The organism is Arthrobacter sp. Y3221114 (genome assembly GCF_059092625.1).
In genome coordinates, this window is record NZ_JBNHHW010000001.1 from 586,354 (window position 1) to 605,591 (window position 19,238).

The following is a 19,238-nucleotide window of genomic DNA, read 5'->3' on the forward strand; positions in this document are numbered from 1 at the left end:
CTTGTCGCATGCGCCGTCATGCACTCTGCATGGTCCGCTTCGCCAGCCGGCCGGCGGGCCGGCGCTGTCCGGGCTGCGAGGCCTTGCCCACGCTGGCGGTCACGCGGTCCAAAAAGATCGCCAGGATGACCACGGCTAGTCCCGCCTCAAACCCGAGGCCGGCGTCGATCCGGTTCAGGCTGGCGACCACTTCGCCGCCCAGCCCGCCGGCACCGACCATGCCGGCGATGACCACCATGGACAGGGCCAGCATGATGACCTGGTTGATGCCGGCCATGATGGTGGGCATGGCCAGCGGCAGTTGGATCTTGCGCAGGATGCTGCCCGGGCTGGAGCCGAAGGCATAGCCGGCCTCCACCACTTCCTTGTCCACCCCGCGGATGCCCAGCTCGGTGAAACGCACGCCCGGTGCCATCGAGAAGATGATGGTGGCGATGATGCCGGGAACCACGCCCACCCGGAACATCACCAGGGCCGGAATCAGGTAGACCATGGCCGGCATGGTCTGCATGAAGTCCAGGATCGGCCGGATGATGGCGGAGGCGGTAGCGGAGCTGGCGGCGAGGATACCGGCGGGGACGCTGATCACAACCGCAACGACGGTGGCCACGATGACCAGCGCGAACGACTCCATGGCGTGCTCCCACTGGTTCACGCCGACGATCAGCAGGAAACCGATCAGGGTGCCCAGTGCAAGCTTCCAGCCTTTGGCTGCGTAGGCAATGGCGGCAAGAATGATGATGATCGCCCAGCTGGGCGGCGTGATCAGCAGCCACTCCAGGCTGTCGTAGGCGCCCAGGAACAGGGTGCGGACGAAGGCAAAGACTGCCGCAAAGGTCGCCAGCAGCCAATCGAGGCCAACGTCCACCCAGTCGCCCAGCGGGATCCGGAACTCGAGGTCCGTCATCGGGCTCCTCCTTGCTCAGAGGTCTTGTTAAGGGTCCGGGTGACTTCCTGTTCGGGGATCGGCGCCGGCACGCTTTCCACGATCGGAATGCCGGTGGTGGTGGACGGCACGTTGCCCAGGGCGGCCAGCAGGGTTACCCGCGGGATCGCTCCCACCAGCCGGCCCTCGTCGTCGACCACCGGCAGCGGCACGGGGCTTTCCACCGCCAGGCCGAACAGCTCCGACAGCGGGGTCTCGGCGCGGACCGGCCCGTTGCCGTTCTGCACGGCGGCGGCCAGATCCTGCGCCCGTGACTCCACCAGGTTCATCACATCGCGGTCGCGCACCGTGCCGAAGAAGGTCCTGCGCCGGTCCACCACAAAGGCTGCGGAGGTCTGCAAATCCCGCATGGTGCGCAGGGCGTTGCGCGGACCGCCGGAGAGATTGACGACGGCGCGGGCCGGCTCCATCACGGATCCTGCGGTCAGCACGCGGGTACGGTCCACGTCCTGGACGAACTGGGCCACGTAGTCGTTGGCCGGGTGGGTCAGGATGTCATCGGGGGTGCCGATTTGCACGATCCGGCCATCACGCATCACCGCGATCCGGTCGCCGAGGAACATTGCCTCGTTCAGATCGTGCGTGATGAACACGATTGTCTTGCCCAGTTCGGCCTGCAGCCCGACCAGCTGTTCCTGCATCTCACGCCGGATCAGCGGGTCCAGAGCCGAGAACGCCTCATCCATCAGCAGGATGTCGGTTTCGGCACACAGTGCGCGGGCAAGGCCAACACGCTGCTGCATGCCGCCGGACAGCTCGGACGGGAACTTGTCCCCCCAGCTGTCCAGGCCCACCAGCTTCAGCACCTTCTCGGCGCGGGACAGTCGTTCGGCCTTGCCTATGCCCTGTACCTCCAGGGCGTAGGCCGCGTTGTCCGCCACGGTGCGGTGCGGCATCAGCGCAAAGTGCTGGAAGACCATGGAAATTTTCTGTTGCCGGACCTTCCGCAGCTCCTTGTCGGAGATTTTGGAGATGTCCGTTCCGCCGACGACGACGTTCCCCGCGGTCTGCGGCTGCAGCCCGTTGAGGGTACGGATCAGTGTCGACTTGCCGGAACCGGAAAGCCCCATGACAACAAAGATCTCGCCGGCCCGGACATCAAACGACGCGTCGATAACGGCGGCTGTGCCCAGAGAGGAAACTTCCTCGCGCGTCTTTCCGGCTTTGAGGCGCTTGACGGCCTCGGCAGGACGCTTGCCGAAGACCTTGTAGACATTCTGTACGCTCAGCGCAACTTGTTCGTTCACTCATGGCCCGTCTACGCTGCGGCACCGCTTGGATGGCGCGGCTTTGCAGCGATTGTGCTTGGTCCTGCGGACAACGGCACGCGTCAAACCCTTAGGCTCCCGGCTGCCGCGATAGCGGCGCAGAGCAAGACGGTCTCGCCAGAGCGATGACGGGAAGCTACCCCCAACCGCCAGTTCGACGTCCAGCGCATTGCGACGGCTCCCCGCCGTCTGCCCCAGGCTTTTCGTATGACTGGTTGTTTCTTCCCAACCGTAACAATGCCTCGTTCGCCCAGAGCTGAATTAGTGGGCGGATCAGCGGCGTTAAGGCAGGCCAGCAGGGATAAAACGCTGATTTTCCGGGGTAGTCAAGGAGTTATCGCATCGTGACCACTGCGGCCGCAACGTACCGTTCACCGCACGTCGACTCGGGATGCGCAACAGGTTTCCACAGGCCCGCTCGGCGCCAGACCCCGGCACCCCGGTCGCTGGGACTGCCAGAGCCGGTCCTCCAGCAGTCCAACAGGAATGGGGTGCATATTTCGTCCCCTCACGCCCCGTTTGGAATGGGGCATGCACCCGATGTCGGGGGGCCCGGCCGTTCCCTAGCGTAGGAGCATCATCCGAACGTTATGGAAGGAGGCGCGACATGGACCTCGATGTCGCCGTGCTCGCCGGCGCGGTATCCACCATCATCTTCGCCTCCAGCGTCATGCCGATGTTGTACAAGGCGTCCAAAACCCGGGACCTGACGTCCTACAGCATGGGAAATTTGTTGCTAAGCAATGTCGGCAACCTCGTGCATTCGGTCTATGTCTACAACCTGCCGGCTGGCCCGATCTGGGTGATGCACTCCTTCTATCTGGTGGCCACCGGTTACATGCTGTGGATGTACCTGCGCCACGGGCGGCCGTCCACGGGATCCCAACCGGCCCAGGTGATGGAACGGGTCGCCGGCGGACGCGCAGCCGAGACAGCAGCGGGACTGGCAAAAGCCAAGAGCGCCTGACAGACCGTCCAGGACCAACGAAAAGGTCCGGCACAAACGCAATCGTTGTGCCGGACCTTCGTTGGTGGGTGGAGCTGAGGGGACTCGAACCCCTGACCCCCTGCATGCCATGCAGGTGCGCTACCAGCTGCGCCACAGCCCCTGGAATGGAAGTGATTCGCCGAACCGGCGTTTATATTCCGCTGCGTGAATATCACCGATGGTGCTTCACGGAGTGGAGCTGAGGGGACTCGAACCCCTGACCCCCTGCATGCCATGCAGGTGCGCTACCAGCTGCGCCACAGCCCCGTTATCCTTGCGGATTCCGTGTCGCTTCCTTCGAAGCAACTTGAATATTCTATGCAGAGACCTTCACGGATTCCAAATCAGCGGATGGATCCTGAGCGGGCCCCAAGGCCGGACAGATTGGTTGCGGCCGGCAAGGGGCTCGCTCGCGCGGCTACTCCGTGCCTGTCGATGCGGGCTTCTCGCCCAACTGCAAATCGATGAACGGGCAGTCCTTCCACAGCCGCTCCAGGGCGTAGAAGACGCGGTCTTCTTGGTGCTGGACGTGGATGACGACGCCCGCGTAGTCGAGCAGTACCCAGCGCCCTTCGGACCGGCCTTCACGGCGGACCGGGCGCAGGTCCTGCTTGTGCAGCTCCTCTTCGATGCCGTCGACGATGGCGTTGACTTGCCGCTCGGTGGGAGCCGAAGCGATGAGGAACACGTCGGTGATGGCCAGCCGCTCGCTGACGTCGATGGCGACGATGTCTTCGGCGATTTTGTCGCTGGCTGCCTTCGCGGCAGTGCGGGCAATGGCGATCGAGCTTTCGGGTGCGGTCATGTGTCTCCTTGGAATATGAACCAGCGTTTGAGCGGCGGCTTTAGCCGCCAAAGACTCCGAGCATCATGGCAATTCCCGCTGCGAACGCAGCGGCGCCAAGCACTAGTGCACCACCGACCGCGAGCCTGATCCGGCGGACCCGGTCGAGCCCTGCCGTCCGGGCGTCGAGGGGATCCAGTCCGTAGGCACTGCTGGCCTTGAGCGGATGGATCGTGGCAGCGCGCCCTTCGGCCAGTGCTTCGGCCTGGGCCAGGATCTTAGACCGAGGCGGTGCCGAAGCGGCCGTGTCGACGGGTCCCGGGGCGGGGTTCCGGTCCTGTCCCGCAGGTGTCCCTGCCACTGCCGGCACAGCTTCCGTTGCCGCCGGCGATTGCGGCTTGGCCGATTCCGGCTGCCGCCGTGCGGGAGCCGGCTGCCGGACGGGCGGCGCCTGCGCCGGAGCCGGCGTCGTCACCACCGGAACGTAGGAAGTCGACGACGGCCGGAGCACGTGCCGGTCGGTCCCCGGGACGGCCACGAATTCCATCGGAGCGGACGCAATGTCCGCCGCCGGCCGGTCCGTGGCCGTGTGCCGGCGCTGTTCGTTTTCGTCACTCAGCCGCTTCTTGTCCGCGGCCCGGCGGTTCAGTACCGCGGCACGCTCGGCGAGGGCTTTTTGCTGGGCCAGCAGTTCCAGGTCCACGTCGTGGGGGTCCTGCTCCTGCCGGGACTCCATCATGGCCACCATGTTCTTGGCCTGGCCCATCAGCAGATCGCGGGCAGCCAGCGCCTGCTCAACGGTCATCTCGCCGGCGTCGACGGCCTCGCGTCCGGCCGCCGAGAGCGACTTCGCTTGCGCGTCGGCCGGCGGCTGAACCGGATGCCGGCCGGTGTTCCCGCCGCGCCGGGCCCGCCGTCCGCCCTCGATCGGCGGACGCTGCGGTTCATACGGGACATCCGCCGGGGCGTCCGACGTCCGGGCGCGGGCGTCCGCGGGGGCGTCCGACGTCCGGGCGCGGGCGTCTGCGGGGGCGTCCGACGCCCGGGCGCGGGTGTCCGCCTCAGCAGCCGGGGCGCCCGGTGCACCTAACGAACGGGCGCGCGTGTCTGTGGGGGCAGCCGGGGCACCCGAAAGCCGGGCACCGCCCTCGGCCGGCGCGCCGGACGTGGGGACGCGGTTCTCGCGCTCCAGCTGCTGTTGGCGCAGCTGGCGCCGGGTCGGCACCTGTTCCTGCTCGGGGGCCGGGATCTTGGGCAGCGCCGCGGTCAGGGTCTTGAGTGCACGGCGCGCTTCACGCTCGCGGGCGCGGGTCTGTGAGGACCGCTCGCCCTGGCGTTCGCGGGATTCTGTTCGGCTCTCGCCGGACGCCTGGGCAACTTCTCCCCCGCCATCGACTGGGGCCGCTGCCTGGGCATCCGGTGCCTGGGAGGCGTTCCCGGAGGCAGCCTCCGGCCCCGTGCCGACGCCGTCGCGCTGCCGCCGGATGTCCCGGCGACTGGGCGGCGGCTGGGATTGATTGCTCATGCTTTGCTGATCACCCAGTAGTAAACGACTGATTTCATTGGCTTGGTTGCAGTTGGCTCAGGGCGACGGCGCCGTCCGGCGCGCGACGGTAGAGACCATACTTGGCTATGTACTGTACTACGCCGTCCGGCACCAGGTACCAGACCGGCTGGTTGTCGGCCACGCGCTCCCGGCAGTCCGTGGAGGATATGGCCATCGCCGGAACCTCCAGCAGGCTCACATCCTTGCGGCCCAGATTGTGGAGCTCGTGGCCCGGCCGGGTCACGCCGACGAAGTGCGCCAGCGACCACAACTCGTCGATGTCCTTCCAGGACATGATCTGCGCCAGCGCGTCCGCCCCCGTGATGAAGAACAGCTCCGCGTCGGGACGCGCCGCGCGCAAGTCCCGCAGAGTGTCTATGGTGTAGGTCAGCCCCGGCCGTTCGATGTCCACCCGGCTGACCGTGAACTGCGGATTCGATGCGGTCGCGATCACGGTCATCAGGTAGCGGTGTTCGGCCCGACTGACCTCGCGTCCGCTTTTCTGCCAAGGCTGGCCGGTGGGCACGAAGACCACCTCGTCAAGGCCGAAGACCGACGCTACCTCGCTGGCCGCCACCAGGTGCCCGTGGTGGATCGGGTCAAACGTTCCGCCCATGACGCCCAGCCGGAGCTTGCGCCCCGGGTAAGTGAGGTGCAGGTCTCCGGCGTGCGGGGCTTTGACGGGCAGCGCGGACACGAACGGCTAGCGGCGCGTGGCCTGGCCGTGATCGTGCTTGTTCGGATGCTGCCGGTGCGGGTCCACGTGCTCCTCGACCGCCGAGTGGCGCTGTCCGACACTGGTGAACGCGATCGTGGCGAACATCATGATCAGGAAGACCGCCATGAAACCGGCGCCGATCACCCAGGCGGGGACCGGTAGTTCTACGTGGGCGGCTTCGCTGGCCACGAGTGCGGCATCGAGGACCTGAGACAGCATGATTCTCCCTTGCGGTTCTTCAGCCCGGCCGCACGCAGGCGGACGGGATATGGCTTCCTACACATGGTACGCGTTCCGGCGGCGGAACCGTGATTCGGGCGTGACGGGCCCGGCCGGCACCTGCTTAGTCGCGGACCTGACCGTCGCCCTGAACGATCCACTTGGTGGTGGTCAGTTCGCGCAGCCCCATCGGTCCGCGGGCGTGCATCTTCTGAGTGGAAATGCCGACCTCTGCGCCCAGCCCAAGCTCCCCGCCGTCGGTGAACCGGGTGGAGGCGTTGACGATCACTGCCGCCGAATCGATTTCGGCTATGAATTTCTCGGCGTTGCGCAGATCGTTGGTGATGATGGCCTCGGTATGGCCGGTCGTCCAGGTGCGGATGTGTTTGACCGCATCGTCCATGGAATCCACCATCGCCACCGCCAGGTCAAGGTCCATGTACTCGCGGCCCCAGTCCTCGTCGGTGGCGGCTTGGGCCTCGACCCCGGAGGGAAGTATGCCGGCCACCCGCTCGTCCACATGCAACCGCACGCCGGCACCGGCAAGCGCCGCGAGGACGTCGGCGGAGGCTGCCGCATCGCGATGCACCAGCAGGGTCTCGACCGTGTTGCAGACCGACGGCCGCTGGGTCTTGGCGTTAAGCAGGATGTCCACGGCCATCTCAGTGCCGGCCGATTCGTCCAGGTAGATGTGGACATTGCCCTCACCGGTCTCGATCACCGGCACCTTCGCGTTGTTCACCACGGACTGGATCAGCTCGCGGCCGCCGCGCGGAATCAGCACGTCCACCAGGCCGCGCGCCTGCATCAGCGCGGTGGCGCCCTCGCGGCCGTAGTCGTCCACGCTCTGCACCGCATCGGAGGGCAGGCCCACCCGGTCCAGCGCGTCGCGGATGATGCCCAGCAGGGCAACGTTGGTGTGCCGCGCCGCGCTGCCACCGCGCAGGATCACGGCGTTGCCGCTCTTGAGCGCAAGGCCGGCAATGTCGACGGTGACGTTCGGGCGCGCCTCGTAAATGGCGGCGACCACGCCCATGGGGACGTGGACCTGGCGCAGCCGCAGGCCGTTCGGCAGGGTCTGTCCGCGCATCACGGTGCCCACCGGGTCCGGCAGCGCGGCCAGGTTCTGCAGGGCAGCGGCCAGCGAGTCGATGCGCTTGGTGTCCAGGGTCAGCCGGTCCAGCAGGGCGGCACTGGTGCCGTTCGACTTGCCCTCGTCCAGGTCCTGGCGGTTGGCCTGCAGCACCAGGTCGCGCCTGGCGATCAGGGATTCGGCGATCTCCTGCAGGGCCTTGTCTTTCCAGGCCCGGTTGGCGCGTGCCATCCGGCGCGCGGCGGTCCGGGACCGTCCGGCGATGGCCTCGACGGCGGCGGTGGCGTCCGGTTTCCGGCCGTCCTGGAGCTCTTCGGCCGTGGACTGGGAAGGGGCTGTCTGGGTCATACCCTTGATTTTAGCCCGTGGGCCCGGCACAGCACGACGACGGAGGTCACGTTACGCTGCCGCCGCCGGCTGACACGGGTGGTTCAGAGCAGGACGAGGTCGTCCACGTGGATGACCTCGCGCTCGTACTGCCGGCCGAGCGACGCGGCGAGTTCCCGGGTTGAGCGGCCCAGCATGCGCGGGAGCTCGTAGGAGGAGAAGTTGACCAGGCCGCGGGCGACCACGCGGCCGTCACCGTCGGCCAGCTCCACCGGATCCCCCGGTTCGAAGTCGCCCTTGACCGACACGATGCCGGCCGGCAGCAGCGACCGATGCTTTTCGCGCACGGCCTGCACGGCGCCGTCGTCCAGCACCAGCCTGCCCTGCACGGAGGCCAGGTGCGCCAGCCAGAGCAGCCGCGGCGGCCGGCGGGTGCCGCTGACAGCGAACCAGGTGCCCACGTCCTCGCCGGCCAGCGCCCGCGCCGCGTTCGGCGTGGACGTGACCAGGGCCGGAATGCCCGACCCTGCGGCGATTCCGGCGGCCTCCACCTTGGTCACCATGCCGCCGGTGCCGACGCCCGCGGCGCCGGTGCGGCCAATGTTCACGCCGTCCAGGTCCTCCGGCCGGGCTACCAGCGGGATCCGGTGTGCGCCGTCCTTGGGCGGACCGTCGTAGAGCGCGTCCACGTCCGAGAGCAACACCAGCGCGTCGGCCTTGACCAGGTGGGCCACCAGGGCGGCCAGCCGGTCGTTGTCGCCGAAGCGGATTTCGTGGGTGGCCACGGTGTCGTTCTCGTTAACCACGGGGACGACGCCGAGGTGCAGCAGCCGGTGCAGCGCGCGGTAGGCATTGGCGTAGTGCTGGCGCCGCATCAGGTCCTCGGCGGTCAGGAGCACCTGGCTGACGGTAATGCCGCGGGCGCCGAAGGCCTGGGTGTAGCGGGCCATCAGCAGGCCTTGGCCCACACTGGCGGCTGCCTGCTGGGTGGCCAGGTCCCGCGGACGGCGGGCCAGACCCAGCGGGGCCAATCCGGCGGAGATGGCGCCCGAGGACACCAGGATGACTTCGGTGCCGGCGTTGCGGCGGGCGGCCAGCACCTCCACCAGGGACAGCAGGGCCCCTTCGGAGATGCCTCCGGCCACCGAGGTCAGCGACGATGAGCCGACCTTGACCACCAGACGCTCGGCCGTGGCCAGCAGCGTCCGGTCAGCCGCCGTGGCCGGCTCAGCGCGCATCGTCGTCGTCACTGTCTTCCCCTGCGGTCCAGATGCCGGACTTGCGCTCGGCCTCGAGTTCGGCGCGGGTGGCGGCCCTGGCTTCCTTCCGCTCCTGGTACTGCTCGCGCTTCTCTTCGCGGGTGGGCCGGATGTACTCCATCAGGCGCAGGTCGGTGCCGCGCGGGGAGGACAGCAGCTCGGCGCCGGCCGCCATGGTGGGCTCCCAGTCGAAGACCACGGCGTCGTCTTCGCCGATTACCACCGTGTCGCCCGGGCGCGCGCCGGACTTGAACAGTTGGTCCTCGACCCCCAGCTTGGCCAGCCGGTCGGAGAGGTAGCCAACGGCCTCGTCGTTGTTGAAGTCGGTTTGCTTGACCCAGCGTTCGGGCTTGTCCCCGAGCACCCGGAACAGCGGTTCCAGGTTCTTTTCCTCGCGCCGAATGATGAAGCCGCGCTCGTTCACGGAGCGCGGGCGCAGGACGGCGGGGGCCACCTTCGGCGGGGCGGCCTTCGCTTCGGCGCGGGCGGCCGCGACGATCCCGGCCATGGCGAAGCCGAGCTGGCGCAGCCCCTCGTGGCTGGAGGCGGAGACCTCGAACACCTTGTAGCCGCGCTTTTCCAGTTCGGGGCGCACGAATTCGGCCATGTCGCGGCCGTCGGGCACGTCCACCTTGTTCAGCGCGACCAGCTTGGGGCGCTGGTTCAGCGGGACCACGTCGCCGTCGGCGCCGGCGTAGCTCATGTCCACCGTGTACTGTTCCAGTTCCCGCTCGATGATCTCGAGGTCGGAGAGGGGGTCACGGTCTGCTTCCAGCGCCGCGCAGTCCAGCACATGGACCAGTGCGGCGCAGCGCTCCACGTGGCGCAGGAAGTTGTGGCCCAGACCCTTGCCTTCGCTGGCGCCCTCGATCAGGCCCGGCACGTCGGCGATGGTGAAGCGGATGTCGCCCGCCTGGACCACGCCCAGGTTCGGCACCAGCGTAGTGAACGGGTACTCGGCGATCTTCGGCCGGGCGGCGGACATGGCGGCAATCAGGCTCGATTTGCCCGCGGACGGGAAGCCGACCAGCGCCACATCGGCGATGGACTTCAGCTCGAGGACGATGTCCCGCTCGTCGCCCGGAATGCCCAGCAAGGCGAATCCGGGTGCCTTGCGCTTGGCCGATGCCAGCGCGGCGTTCCCCAGCCCGCCCTGGCCGCCGGCCGCGGCAACGAACTCGGCGCCCTCGCCTACGAGGTCGGCGAGAACGTCACCGTTCTTGGTCTTGACCACGGTGCCGTCGGGGACGGGCAGCACCAGCGTGGCGCCGTTCTTACCGCCGCGCCAGTCCCCCATCCCCGGGCCGCCGTTGGTGGCGTGACGGTGCGGGGCGTGGTGGTAGTCCAGCAAGGTGGTGGTCTGGGCGTCCACGCGAAGGATCACGTCGCCGCCGTTGCCACCGTTGCCGCCGTCGGGCCCGCCCAGCGGCTTGAACTTTTCGCGCTTGACGGAGACGCAACCGTGGCCACCGGATCCGCCGGATACATGCAGGACTACCCGGTCAACAAATGTTGCCACGTGATCGATCTCCTCTGTGCCGGTGGGCGCGAACCGAAACGGCCCACCAGTGATTCTAGTCTGGTTAAAACACCAGTGAGGCGGACCGACGGCCCGCCTCACTGGAAAGCTGTTAGCTGCTTGGATTACTCCGCAGCGGCAGCAACGATGTTCACAACGCGGCGTCCGCGGCGGGTACCGAACTCAACGGCACCGGCTTCGAGAGCGAACAGCGTGTCGTCGCCGCCACGGCCGACGTTGGCGCCGGGGTGGAAGTGAGTGCCGCGCTGGCGGACGATGATCTCGCCGGCGGAAACTACCTGGCCACCGAAGCGCTTCACGCCAAGGCGCTGTGCGTTGGAATCGCGACCATTGCGAGTGGAGCTCGCACCCTTCTTATGTGCCATCTGATTTGCCTACCTTTGTTTCTGAAGGAACGTTACTATAAGTCAGCGAACCGCTTACGCGATGTCGGTGACCTTGACCTTGGTCAGTGCAGAACGGTAGCCCTGGCGCTTCTTGTAGCCGGTCTTGTTCTTGTACTTCTGGATAACGATCTTCGGGCCGCGGAGATTTTCGACGATCTCGGCGGTGACCTTGACGTTGGCCAAAGCATCGGCAGCAGAGGTGACCTTGTCGCCGTCGACCAGGAGCAGAGCAGGCAGCTCGATGGTGCTACCGGCCTCGCCGGGGACGCGGTCAAGGGTCACGAGGTCTCCAACGGAAACCTTTTCTTGGCGGCCGCCGGCGCGGACAATCGCGTACACCACTTGGGAACTCACTTCTCTAGACGTTTATTACAGTTTTTGCTCGAATACGCAGGCACGACATGACGGCCTGGAAAGCACTGTGCATCCGCGCCTGCGGGTGGAAACCCTTCGAAGGCGTACGCACCGAAGATCTAGATTACGCTATTGCGGCTATCAGCCGCAAACCAGGGGGCTCCGGGGGTGCCGGGACGGGCTCTGGCGTCATCTTCTCCTGGCGCGGGCGGACTGCAATCCGCTCGGGCGCACCACCCAATACTACCGGCCGCGCCGCCCGGGTACGCGCATTTCGCCGCCGCGACACGGCGGGCGCCGCTTCCGCGGCGGGAAACAGGCTGGAGACGGTGTCCTGCCGGGCACCAGACAGGCCTGGCCCGGGCACAGGCAGGCCGCGGAACCGATGCGGTCCGCGGCCTGCCCGGCATGCGACGGCGCCTACAGTTCCGAGGCCGGTACTCCTACACCCAGCACCACCGGAGCCGCAGCTTCGTTCTTGTCCCCTGCCGCTTCGGCCAACGCGGACGGGGCCGGAGCGGTGGCGGCGTGGCGGTGACCGCCGTCGTTCTCCGAAGAAACGGCGGCATCCACCGTCTGGACGGGAGCATCGGCAGCACCCTGCGGGCTACTGGCGGCACGACGGCGGCGCGGCTTGCGGACGGCGGCCGCCGCCGGGGCCTGCGGCTCGGCAGCCGACACGGGCCGGGCGTCGTCGTGCTGAGCCTGCGGCTCGGCAGCGCCGGACGTCCCCGCCGCGGCCGGCTCCGGCTTCTCCGCCGGCGCAGCCTTGGGCTGCGGCTTCTCCACCGGAGCAACCTTGTTGAAGGCCTCGGTGAGGCTCTCCAGGGTCAGCGACGGCTCTTCCGGCGCGGCCACCGGGGTATGCACGGCGCGCGGGATGGCCACCGTTTCGCCGTTGATCTCCAGCACGGCGGCTTCGGGTTCCTTGCCGGCCGATGCCGCGGGGACGGCGGTTGCCACGCCGGGATCGTCCGCGCGGCGCGACCTGCGCTTGCGTCCGGAGCCTGAAGGCTGGCCCGACGCTCCGGCGGACGTACCGGCCGCCGCCGCTTCAGGCTTGCCGGCAACGGCGGCAGCGGCGGCAGCGGCGGGTTCTTCGCCGTCGTGCCGTTTGGCCTTGGCCGTCTCCGGGTGCTCTTCCGCCTCGTGGGCGGCGTGGGCTGCGGCGGCGATGTTAGCCAGTGCGGCACGGGCGGCCTCGGCCTTGGCCCGGCGCTCGGCGTCGTCTTCCTGGCCCACTGCGGCCGGGGCCTCGGCGACAGACTCCTGCCCGCCCTGGCCGCGGTTGCGGCGCTTCTCGCTGCGCGACTGCCGTTCGGAGCGCTTTTCGATGCGGACCTGGTGGTGCTCGGTGGCCGCGGCCGGGCGGCGATGTTCGACCGGCTCGTCGTGGGTGATCACGCCGCGGCCGGCGCAATGCTCGCACTGCTCGCCGAAGACTTCCAGCAGCCCGGTGCCCATGCGCTTGCGGGTCATCTGGACCAGGCCCAGCGAGGTCACCTCGGCCACCTGGTGCTTGGTGCGGTCGCGGCCCAGGCATTCCACCAGCCGGCGCAGCACCAGGTCGCGGTTGGACTCCAGCACCATGTCGATGAAGTCGATGACGATGATGCCGCCGATGTCGCGCAGCCGGAGCTGGCGGACCACTTCTTCGGCCGCTTCCAGGTTGTTCTTGGTGACGGTTTCTTCCAGGTTGCCGCCCGAGCCAGTGAACTTGCCGGTGTTGACGTCCACCACCGTCATGGCCTCGGTACGGTCGATCACGAGGGAACCGCCGGAGGGCAGGAAGACCTTGCGGTCCAGCGCCTTGTGGATCTGCTCGTCGATCCGCTGGGCGGCGAAAATGTCCGTCTCCGACGTCCACTTCTCCAACCGGTCCACCAGGTCCGGGGCCACATAGGTCACGTAGGCCTCGATCGTGTCCCAGGCTTCTTCGCCGGAAACCACCAGCTTGGAGAAGTCCTCGTTGAACACGTCGCGGACCACCTTGATGGTCAGGTCCGGCTCGGCGTAGAGCATCTCCGGTGCCAGCGTCTTGGTGGAACCGGCACGCGATTCAATGCCTTCCCACTGTGCGCGCAGCCGGTTGATGTCGTTCATCAGCTCTTCTTCGCTGGCGCCCTCGGCCGCGGTGCGGACGATCACGCCGGCGCCGTCGGGAACGTGTTCCTTCAGGATCTTCTTCAGCCGGTTGCGTTCCACGTCGGGCAGTTTCCGGGAAATGCCGGTCATGGAGCCGCCGGGTACGTAGACCAGGAAGCGGCCCGGCAGCGAAATCTGGCTGGTCAGGCGGGCGCCCTTGTGGCCCACCGGGTCCTTGGTGACTTGCACCAGGACCGAGTCGCCGGACTTCAGCGCGAGCTCGATGCGGCGCGGCTGTCCGTCCAGGTGGGCGGCGTCCCAGTTGACCTCGCCGGCGTAGAGCACGGCATTGCGGCCGCGGCCGATGTCGATGAAGGCCGCTTCCATGCTGGGCAGCACGTTCTGCACCTTGCCCACGTAGACGTTGCCGATCAACGAGTCCTGCTGGGTCTTGGACACGAAGTGCTCGGCCAGCACACCGTCTTCGAGCACGCCGATCTGGATCCTGTCGTCGCGTTGGCGGACCACCATCTGGCGGTCGACGGATTCGCGGCGGGCCAGGAACTCGGCCTCGGTGATGACCTGGCGGCGGCGGCCCGTCTCGCGCGATTCGCGGCGGCGCTGCTTCTTGGCCTCCAAGCGGGTGGAACCCTTGACCGACGCCACCTTGTTGCTGGGGGCGGTCTCGGTGATGGGCCGCGGGGCCCGCACCCGGGTGACAGTGTTGGGCGGGTCGTCGTCGGCACCGCCGGTGAGTTCAAGGTCGGCATCGCCGCGGCGGCGACGGCGGCGGCGGCGCGAGGTCACGCCGTCCTTCTCCCCCGCCGCACCCTCGTCGGCGGCTTCAACGGTCTCGTCGCTTTCTTCCGTGCTGCCGGCCTCATCGCTGCCGGTTTCGGCCTCGGGGCGGTTGCGGGTGCGGCCGCGGCGGTTCCGCCGGCTGCGGCGGCGTCCGCCGTCTTCGTCGTCCTCGTCCGAGTCGTCGGCCGCGGCCGGTTCCGGCTTGGCGGCGACGGCGGACAGGTCCGGGGCGTGGAAGAGCAGGGATACCGGCGAGGACGGAATGGTGAACGGATCGGTCCCGGCGACCGCTTCTGCAGCGGTTTCTTCGGCCGGGTCTCCCGCGGCGTCGGTCTGCTCCGGTTCGGCGGCCGGGGCCGTCTCCGCGGTGGCGGGGGTCTCCTCGGCAACAGGGGCAGCGGCGGCGGCCGTGGCGGAGCGACGACGGCGGGGCGCCTTCGCGGGCAGCTCCCCTGCCGCATTGTCGGCTGCCGTACTCTCGGCTGCCGTTACCGTTCCGGCGGTGTTTCCGGCCATGGCTTCGGCTGCGTCGCCTGCGTCGGCGGCCACCGGCGCCGTGGCGGGGGCTTGGGCCGTAGCCGTGGCGGGGGCTTCGCCCTCGGCGATGGTGAGTTCGGCGGCTGCTGCCGCGGTGGCCTGGGCCTTGGTGCTGCGGCGGGTGCGGGTGGCGGCGGTGCGACGTCGGCCGGCCGGCTGTTCGGCGGGCTCCGCCGCTCCGTCTGCCTCCGGGCTGGCGTCGGGCTCGACCGGCTCGACGGCAGGCTGTGCGCCGGTCCCGTCCTGCGGAACGGTTTCCGCTGCCGCAGCCTCGGCGGTCTTGCGCGGCCGGCGGGTGCGGGTCTTGACGGGAGCCGTTTCGCCCGGCTGGTCGACGGCGGGTTCACCGGCGGCTGCCGGGGCGGTGCCCGGCTCTACCGCGGCGGCATCTTCCGGCGGCGCGGCCTGGGCGGCCGCGGCTTCGGCGGCCTTCTGGGCGGCGGTCTTGCGCGGCCGGCGGACGCGGGTCGCCACCGGAGCCGCCTCGGCCGGCTGGCCGCCTGCGGGGTCCTGCCCGGCGGCATTCTGACCTGCGGGCTGCTCACCCGCGGGCTGCTCCCCGGCGGCTATCGCGGCGTCGGGCGCTGCGGCGGTCCCGGGGGAAGCGGCGGAGGCATCGCCGTCGTTATTGGTGTCAGTGGCCGGGGCGGCAAGCTGCACGTCCAGCTGGTCCTGCGACGGTGCGGACACGGTGGGCTTGCGGCGGGGCCGCGGCGGTTTCTTGGCCGGTACCTCCGGCACGTCGATCGGAGAGGAGGTAGCGGGAATTACCTGTTCATTGTCCATTTAAAGTTGTGCTCCAACCCTTGCGGCACCGGCCACATCCCGGTGCCCTCGGGGGCATGTAGCCGGGTATCCGGGTGCCTTGGGCTGCCCGACACCGAAAGTCGTCTTGGTATCACCCGAGCTCGCGCCATCACGTGGGGCGCGGCACACCCGGGGACCAGCGGCGCTTTTCCGTCTGCCGTAACCTTCTCTTCACCGGCAGGGCCGTCCGGCGGATTCCCAGCGCCCATCCGGATTGATGGGCTGCTTGTTCGGGAAGCATCGCCGACGGACCTGGAAGCCTGTCGCTGGACCAACAGCAGCATGTGGGGCTGCTATTAGCCACGATCATTCTCTCACACCGGGTGCGATTTGGTGAGTAATGGCCCATCGCCCCGGCGTAGAATCGACCCAAATGCCCCCTAGCCCGAGGATAACGGTGCAGACCCACGCGCAGACCTCCACTTCCCCGGCCGCGACCGCGTCCGGCCAACTCCCGGACAGCGAGGTCCCCGGCGTCGCCCGGGAAAAACCCTTCGCCTGGCTGCTGCTGGCCACCGGCGTTTTCGGCTGGATCATGTCCGGCATCCTGGTCCTGGAACGGCTGGCCACCTACGAGAATCCGGGCCACGTGACCAGCTGCGACATCAACCCGTGGGTTTCCTGCGGCAAGGTGTTCCTGCACTGGCAGGCCGGGCTCTTCGGCTTTCCCAACCCGCTGATCGGGATCGTCGCCTTCGCCGTTCCCATCACGACGGCGGTGGCGATCCTTGCGGGGGCGCGGTTCCGCCGGTGGTACTGGATTGGCCTGCAGATCGGCGTCACGCTGGGCTTCATCTTCGTCGTTTGGCTGTGGAGCCAGGCGCTCTACGACATCCACATCCTGTGCCTGTACTGCATGGGCGTGTGGGCTGCGATGATCCCGCTGATGGTGCACACCACGGCGCGGAACCTGGCGCACGGCGTGATCAAGGCGCCGCCGGCGGTGGCCCGCTTCGCCGGCAGTTGGGCCTGGACCCTGACTGCCCTGCTGTGGATCGTGACCGCCGGGACCATCTTCCTGGCCTTCATCGACGCCTTCCTGGGCTAATTCGGGTAGCTTCCTGGGCTGACCCGAATAGCTTCCCGGGCTGCCCGGGTAGCTTCCTAAGCTGACCCGGATACACCAGAGGCCGCGTCCCCGCCCGGGGCCGCGGCCTCTGCCGGCTTTTAGCGGCTAGGAGAACCAGATCCCGATTTCGCGCGCGGCGGACTCGGGCGAGTCGGAACCGTGCACGAGGTTTTGCTGCACCTTCACGCCCCAGTCGCGGCCGAAGTCGCCGCGGATCGTCCCGGGGGCGGCGGTAGTGGGGTCGGTGGTGCCGGCCAGCGACCGGAAGCCCTCGATCACCCGATGCCCCTCGAACACGGCGGCGGCGACCGGGCCGGAGAGCATGAACTCGACCAGCGGCTCATAGAACGGCTTGCCGACGTGCTCTTCGTAGTGCTGTTCCAGCAGTTCGCGGGTGGCGTTGACCAGCTTCAGTTCGACCAGCGTGTAGCCCTTGGCCTCGATGCGGGCCAGGATGCTGCCGGTGAGACCGCGGGATACGCCGTCGGGCTTGACCAGTACCAGTGTGCGTTCAACGCTCACAATTTCTCCTCATTCGCTTCACTATTAGCTCCGAAAACCCCGTTCAATCCTACGGGACGCGCGCGCAGCGCAGGTCAGCGCCCGGCGTCGTCCGCGGTGCCGACCTGTCAGCGCCCGGCGTCGTCCACGGTGCCGGCCTCGTCAGCGCCCGGCGTCGTCAGCGGTGCCGGCGTCGTCCGCGGTGCCTGCCTCCGGGCCATGCAGTCGTTCCCATTCCGCCTGTTCGGCGTCGCGCTGCGCGTTCTCGCGGTCCAGCCGGCCGCCCGTGCGCACGGCGTACCACCAGGACAGGGCGAAGAGCACGCTGACGACGAACATCACCGGTTCCACGATGCCGGTGGCAATCAGGAGCACCTGCATCGCCCAGCCGATGGCGTAGCCGGCCGGGCGGCGCAGCAGTGCACAGCAGAGCACCAGCAGGACGCTCAAGCCGATCCCCAGGCCGAGGATCAGCGCCGGCGGCACGTCGTCCCGGTAGAGCCCGAACACCACCAGCGTGGCGAAAAAGGCGACGAAGGCTTCCAGCAACAACACGGTGGAGGCGAACATCGTCTTGATCGAGCGCCGCTTCTTCGGCATGTCCGGACGCCACTCGCGCTGGGCTTTGGTCAGTTTGGCCATGGATCTTGTTACTTTCCTAGCAGGATGCGGGCGTCGGCGACCAGGGTGATGGACCCGGTGATCAGCACGCCGCCGGCGAGGTCGTTGTCGGCTTCGGCCCGGCCGACGGCCCATTCGATGGCATCGTCCAGCCGGGGTGCGATGTGCACTGCGTTCTCGGGGAACCCGGCGGCCATGGCATCCTCGGCCAGTTGCTCGGCGGGAATGGCCCGCGGGGAGTTGGACTCGGTGACGCAGATTTCGTCGGTGAGGTCGCTAAGCTGCTCGCGCAGCTGTTCCAGCAGGCCGACGGAGTCCTTCTCCTGCAGCACGCCGACCACCGGGATGAGCTTGCTGAAGTGGAACGCCTCCAGGATGGCCTGCGCACTGGCCTTCATCCCGTCCGGGTTGTGGGCTGCATCCACGATGATGGTCGGCGCGGTGCGGACCACTTCCAGCCGGCCGGGCGAGGTCACTTCAAGGAACGCCTCGCGCAGGACTTCCACGTTGAGCTCCTTTTCGCCGCCGCCGAGGAACGCTTCCAGCGCGGCCACGGCGACCGCGGCATTCTGGGCCTGGTGCGCGCCGTGCAGGGGCAGCATCAGGTCCTGGTAGCGCCCTGCCAACCCGTTGATCGTCAGCTGCTGGCCGCCGACGGCGACCTTGCGGGACTCGACGCCGAACTCGACGCCTTCGAAGCGGAAGGGCACCTGAAGGTCCCGCGCCTGCTCCAGCAGCACCTGGGCGGCGTCCAGTGGCTGGGCCGCGCTGACCAGGTATCCGCCGCGCTTGATGATGCCGGCCTTTTCCCGCGCTATATCCTCGGTGGTGTCGCCGAGGAGGTCGGTGTGGTCCAGCGAGATCGGGGTGATCACCGAGACCTGGCCGTCCACCACGTTCGTGGCGTCGGTGATGCCGCCCAGGCCGACCTCGATCACCGCCACCTCCACCGGCTCGTCGGCGAAGATGGCGATGGCCAGGATGGTCACGCACTCGAAGTAGGTCAGCCGCGGCGCGCCCTCCGCGTTCAGTTCCTGGTCGACGATCTCCAGGTAGGGCCGGATTTCGTCCCAGACCCGCACGAACGTCTCGTCCGCGACGGGCTCGCCGTCGATGCTGATCCGTTCGGTCACCTTGGACAGGTGCGGGCTGGTGTAACGCCCGGTCCGCAGACCGTGCGCCCGCAGCCCGGCCTCGATGATCCGGGCCGTGGACGTCTTCCCGTTCGTGCCGGTCAGGTGGATGCTGGCGAAGGCCTTGTTGGGTTCGCCCAGGATGTCCATCGCCCGGAACAGCGGTTCCATGCGTGGTTCCATCTTGTTTTCCGGGGCGCGGCCCAGCAGTTCCGCGTAGACGCTCTCGACGCCGAATTCATCACTCATGGTTTGG

At 68.2% G+C, this 19,238-nt stretch carries 16 protein-coding genes, 2 tRNA genes and 1 pseudogene; 2 read left to right on the forward strand and 17 right to left on the reverse strand.

Annotated features, from left to right (window positions below; translation table 11 throughout):
• Positions 1-16: 16 nt before the first annotated feature.
• Together AC5RV3_RS02710 and AC5RV3_RS02715 are read right to left on the reverse strand one after the other, a co-directional pair.
• The gene (locus AC5RV3_RS02710) at positions 17-907 is read right to left on the reverse strand and encodes an ABC transporter permease (RefSeq protein WP_494120803.1); all 891 of its coding nucleotides are present in this window, start codon (positions 905-907) and stop codon (positions 17-19) included.
• Positions 904-2,193 (reverse strand): quaternary amine ABC transporter ATP-binding protein, encoded by a 1,290-nt coding sequence (locus tag AC5RV3_RS02715; protein WP_494120804.1) that lies wholly within the window; start codon positions 2,191-2,193, stop codon positions 904-906. Before AC5RV3_RS02715 ends, AC5RV3_RS02710 begins: the two co-directional genes overlap by 4 nt.
• Positions 2,194-2,821: 628 nt before the next feature.
• On the opposite strand from AC5RV3_RS02715, the gene AC5RV3_RS02720 reads away from it, so the two are divergent.
• Entirely contained in the window at positions 2,822-3,181 is a 360-nt protein-coding gene (locus AC5RV3_RS02720; protein ID WP_494120805.1) for a hypothetical protein, read from the forward strand.
• Positions 3,182-3,250: 69 nt separating this feature from the next.
• Here the strand turns inward: AC5RV3_RS02720 and AC5RV3_RS02725 are convergent.
• The 12 genes and pseudogenes from AC5RV3_RS02725 to AC5RV3_RS02780 all read right to left on the reverse strand — a co-directional run bounded on the left by AC5RV3_RS02725 (position 3,251) and on the right by AC5RV3_RS02780 (position 15,637).
• Positions 3,251-3,323 (reverse strand) — tRNA-Ala (locus tag AC5RV3_RS02725).
• Between the two features lie 73 nt (positions 3,324-3,396).
• Positions 3,397-3,469 (reverse strand) — tRNA-Ala (locus AC5RV3_RS02730).
• A 151-nt stretch (positions 3,470-3,620) separates the two neighbouring features.
• The gene (rsfS, locus tag AC5RV3_RS02735) at positions 3,621-4,007 is read right to left on the reverse strand and encodes a ribosome silencing factor (RefSeq protein WP_494120806.1); all 387 of its coding nucleotides are present in this window, start codon (positions 4,005-4,007) and stop codon (positions 3,621-3,623) included.
• A gap of 40 nt (positions 4,008-4,047) precedes the next feature.
• Positions 4,048-5,511: a hypothetical protein gene (locus tag AC5RV3_RS02740; protein WP_494120807.1), complete on the reverse strand. Its 1,464-nt coding sequence runs from the start codon at positions 5,509-5,511 to the stop codon at positions 4,048-4,050.
• 34 nt (positions 5,512-5,545) lie between these two features.
• Positions 5,546-6,190 carry a nicotinate-nucleotide adenylyltransferase gene (gene nadD / locus AC5RV3_RS02745; RefSeq protein ID WP_494121019.1) on the reverse strand — a complete coding sequence of 215 codons (645 nt, stop codon included), beginning with the start codon at positions 6,188-6,190 and terminating at the stop codon, positions 5,546-5,548.
• Positions 6,191-6,235: 45 nt separating this feature from the next.
• Positions 6,236-6,469: a hypothetical protein gene (locus AC5RV3_RS02750; protein WP_494113102.1), complete on the reverse strand. Its 234-nt coding sequence runs from the start codon at positions 6,467-6,469 to the stop codon at positions 6,236-6,238.
• Positions 6,470-6,593: 124 nt separating this feature from the next.
• On the reverse strand, positions 6,594-7,910 hold the full coding sequence (locus AC5RV3_RS02755) for a glutamate-5-semialdehyde dehydrogenase (protein WP_494120808.1): 1,317 nt from the start codon (positions 7,908-7,910) through the stop codon (positions 6,594-6,596).
• An 83-nt stretch (positions 7,911-7,993) separates the two neighbouring features.
• Positions 7,994-9,127 (reverse strand): glutamate 5-kinase, encoded by a 1,134-nt coding sequence (proB, locus tag AC5RV3_RS02760; RefSeq protein WP_494121020.1) that lies wholly within the window; start codon positions 9,125-9,127, stop codon positions 7,994-7,996.
• A 25-nt stretch (positions 9,128-9,152) separates the two neighbouring features.
• Positions 9,153-10,667, reverse strand: a pseudogene (gene obgE, locus AC5RV3_RS02765) (GTPase ObgE); the annotation flags it as partial.
• A gap of 125 nt (positions 10,668-10,792) precedes the next feature.
• On the reverse strand, positions 10,793-11,053 hold the full coding sequence (gene rpmA / locus AC5RV3_RS02770) for a 50S ribosomal protein L27 (protein ID WP_136785451.1): 261 nt from the start codon (positions 11,051-11,053) through the stop codon (positions 10,793-10,795).
• A gap of 54 nt (positions 11,054-11,107) precedes the next feature.
• Positions 11,108-11,416 carry a 50S ribosomal protein L21 gene (rplU, locus tag AC5RV3_RS02775; RefSeq protein ID WP_493977453.1) on the reverse strand — a complete coding sequence of 103 codons (309 nt, stop codon included), beginning with the start codon at positions 11,414-11,416 and terminating at the stop codon, positions 11,108-11,110.
• Positions 11,417-11,848: 432 nt separating this feature from the next.
• Positions 11,849-15,637: an Rne/Rng family ribonuclease gene (locus AC5RV3_RS02780; RefSeq protein WP_494120809.1), complete on the reverse strand. Its 3,789-nt coding sequence runs from the start codon at positions 15,635-15,637 to the stop codon at positions 11,849-11,851.
• 394 nt (positions 15,638-16,031) lie between these two features.
• Here AC5RV3_RS02780 and AC5RV3_RS02785 point away from each other — a divergent pair, with 394 nt between their 5' ends.
• Positions 16,032-16,706 (forward strand): vitamin K epoxide reductase family protein, encoded by a 675-nt coding sequence (locus tag AC5RV3_RS02785; RefSeq protein WP_494120810.1) that lies wholly within the window; start codon positions 16,032-16,034, stop codon positions 16,704-16,706.
• Between the two features lie 126 nt (positions 16,707-16,832).
• Here AC5RV3_RS02785 and ndk read toward each other — a convergent pair whose 3' ends face one another.
• The 3 genes from ndk to AC5RV3_RS02800 form a co-directional block, all read right to left on the reverse strand.
• The gene (gene ndk / locus AC5RV3_RS02790) at positions 16,833-17,249 is read right to left on the reverse strand and encodes a nucleoside-diphosphate kinase (RefSeq protein ID WP_493977451.1); all 417 of its coding nucleotides are present in this window, start codon (positions 17,247-17,249) and stop codon (positions 16,833-16,835) included.
• Positions 17,250-17,390: 141 nt separating this feature from the next.
• Positions 17,391-17,870 carry a DUF4233 domain-containing protein gene (locus AC5RV3_RS02795; RefSeq protein ID WP_494120811.1) on the reverse strand — a complete coding sequence of 160 codons (480 nt, stop codon included), beginning with the start codon at positions 17,868-17,870 and terminating at the stop codon, positions 17,391-17,393.
• Between the two features lie 8 nt (positions 17,871-17,878).
• Positions 17,879-19,231 carry a bifunctional folylpolyglutamate synthase/dihydrofolate synthase gene (locus AC5RV3_RS02800; protein ID WP_494120812.1) on the reverse strand — a complete coding sequence of 451 codons (1,353 nt, stop codon included), beginning with the start codon at positions 19,229-19,231 and terminating at the stop codon, positions 17,879-17,881.
• Positions 19,232-19,238: the final 7 nt, after the last annotated feature.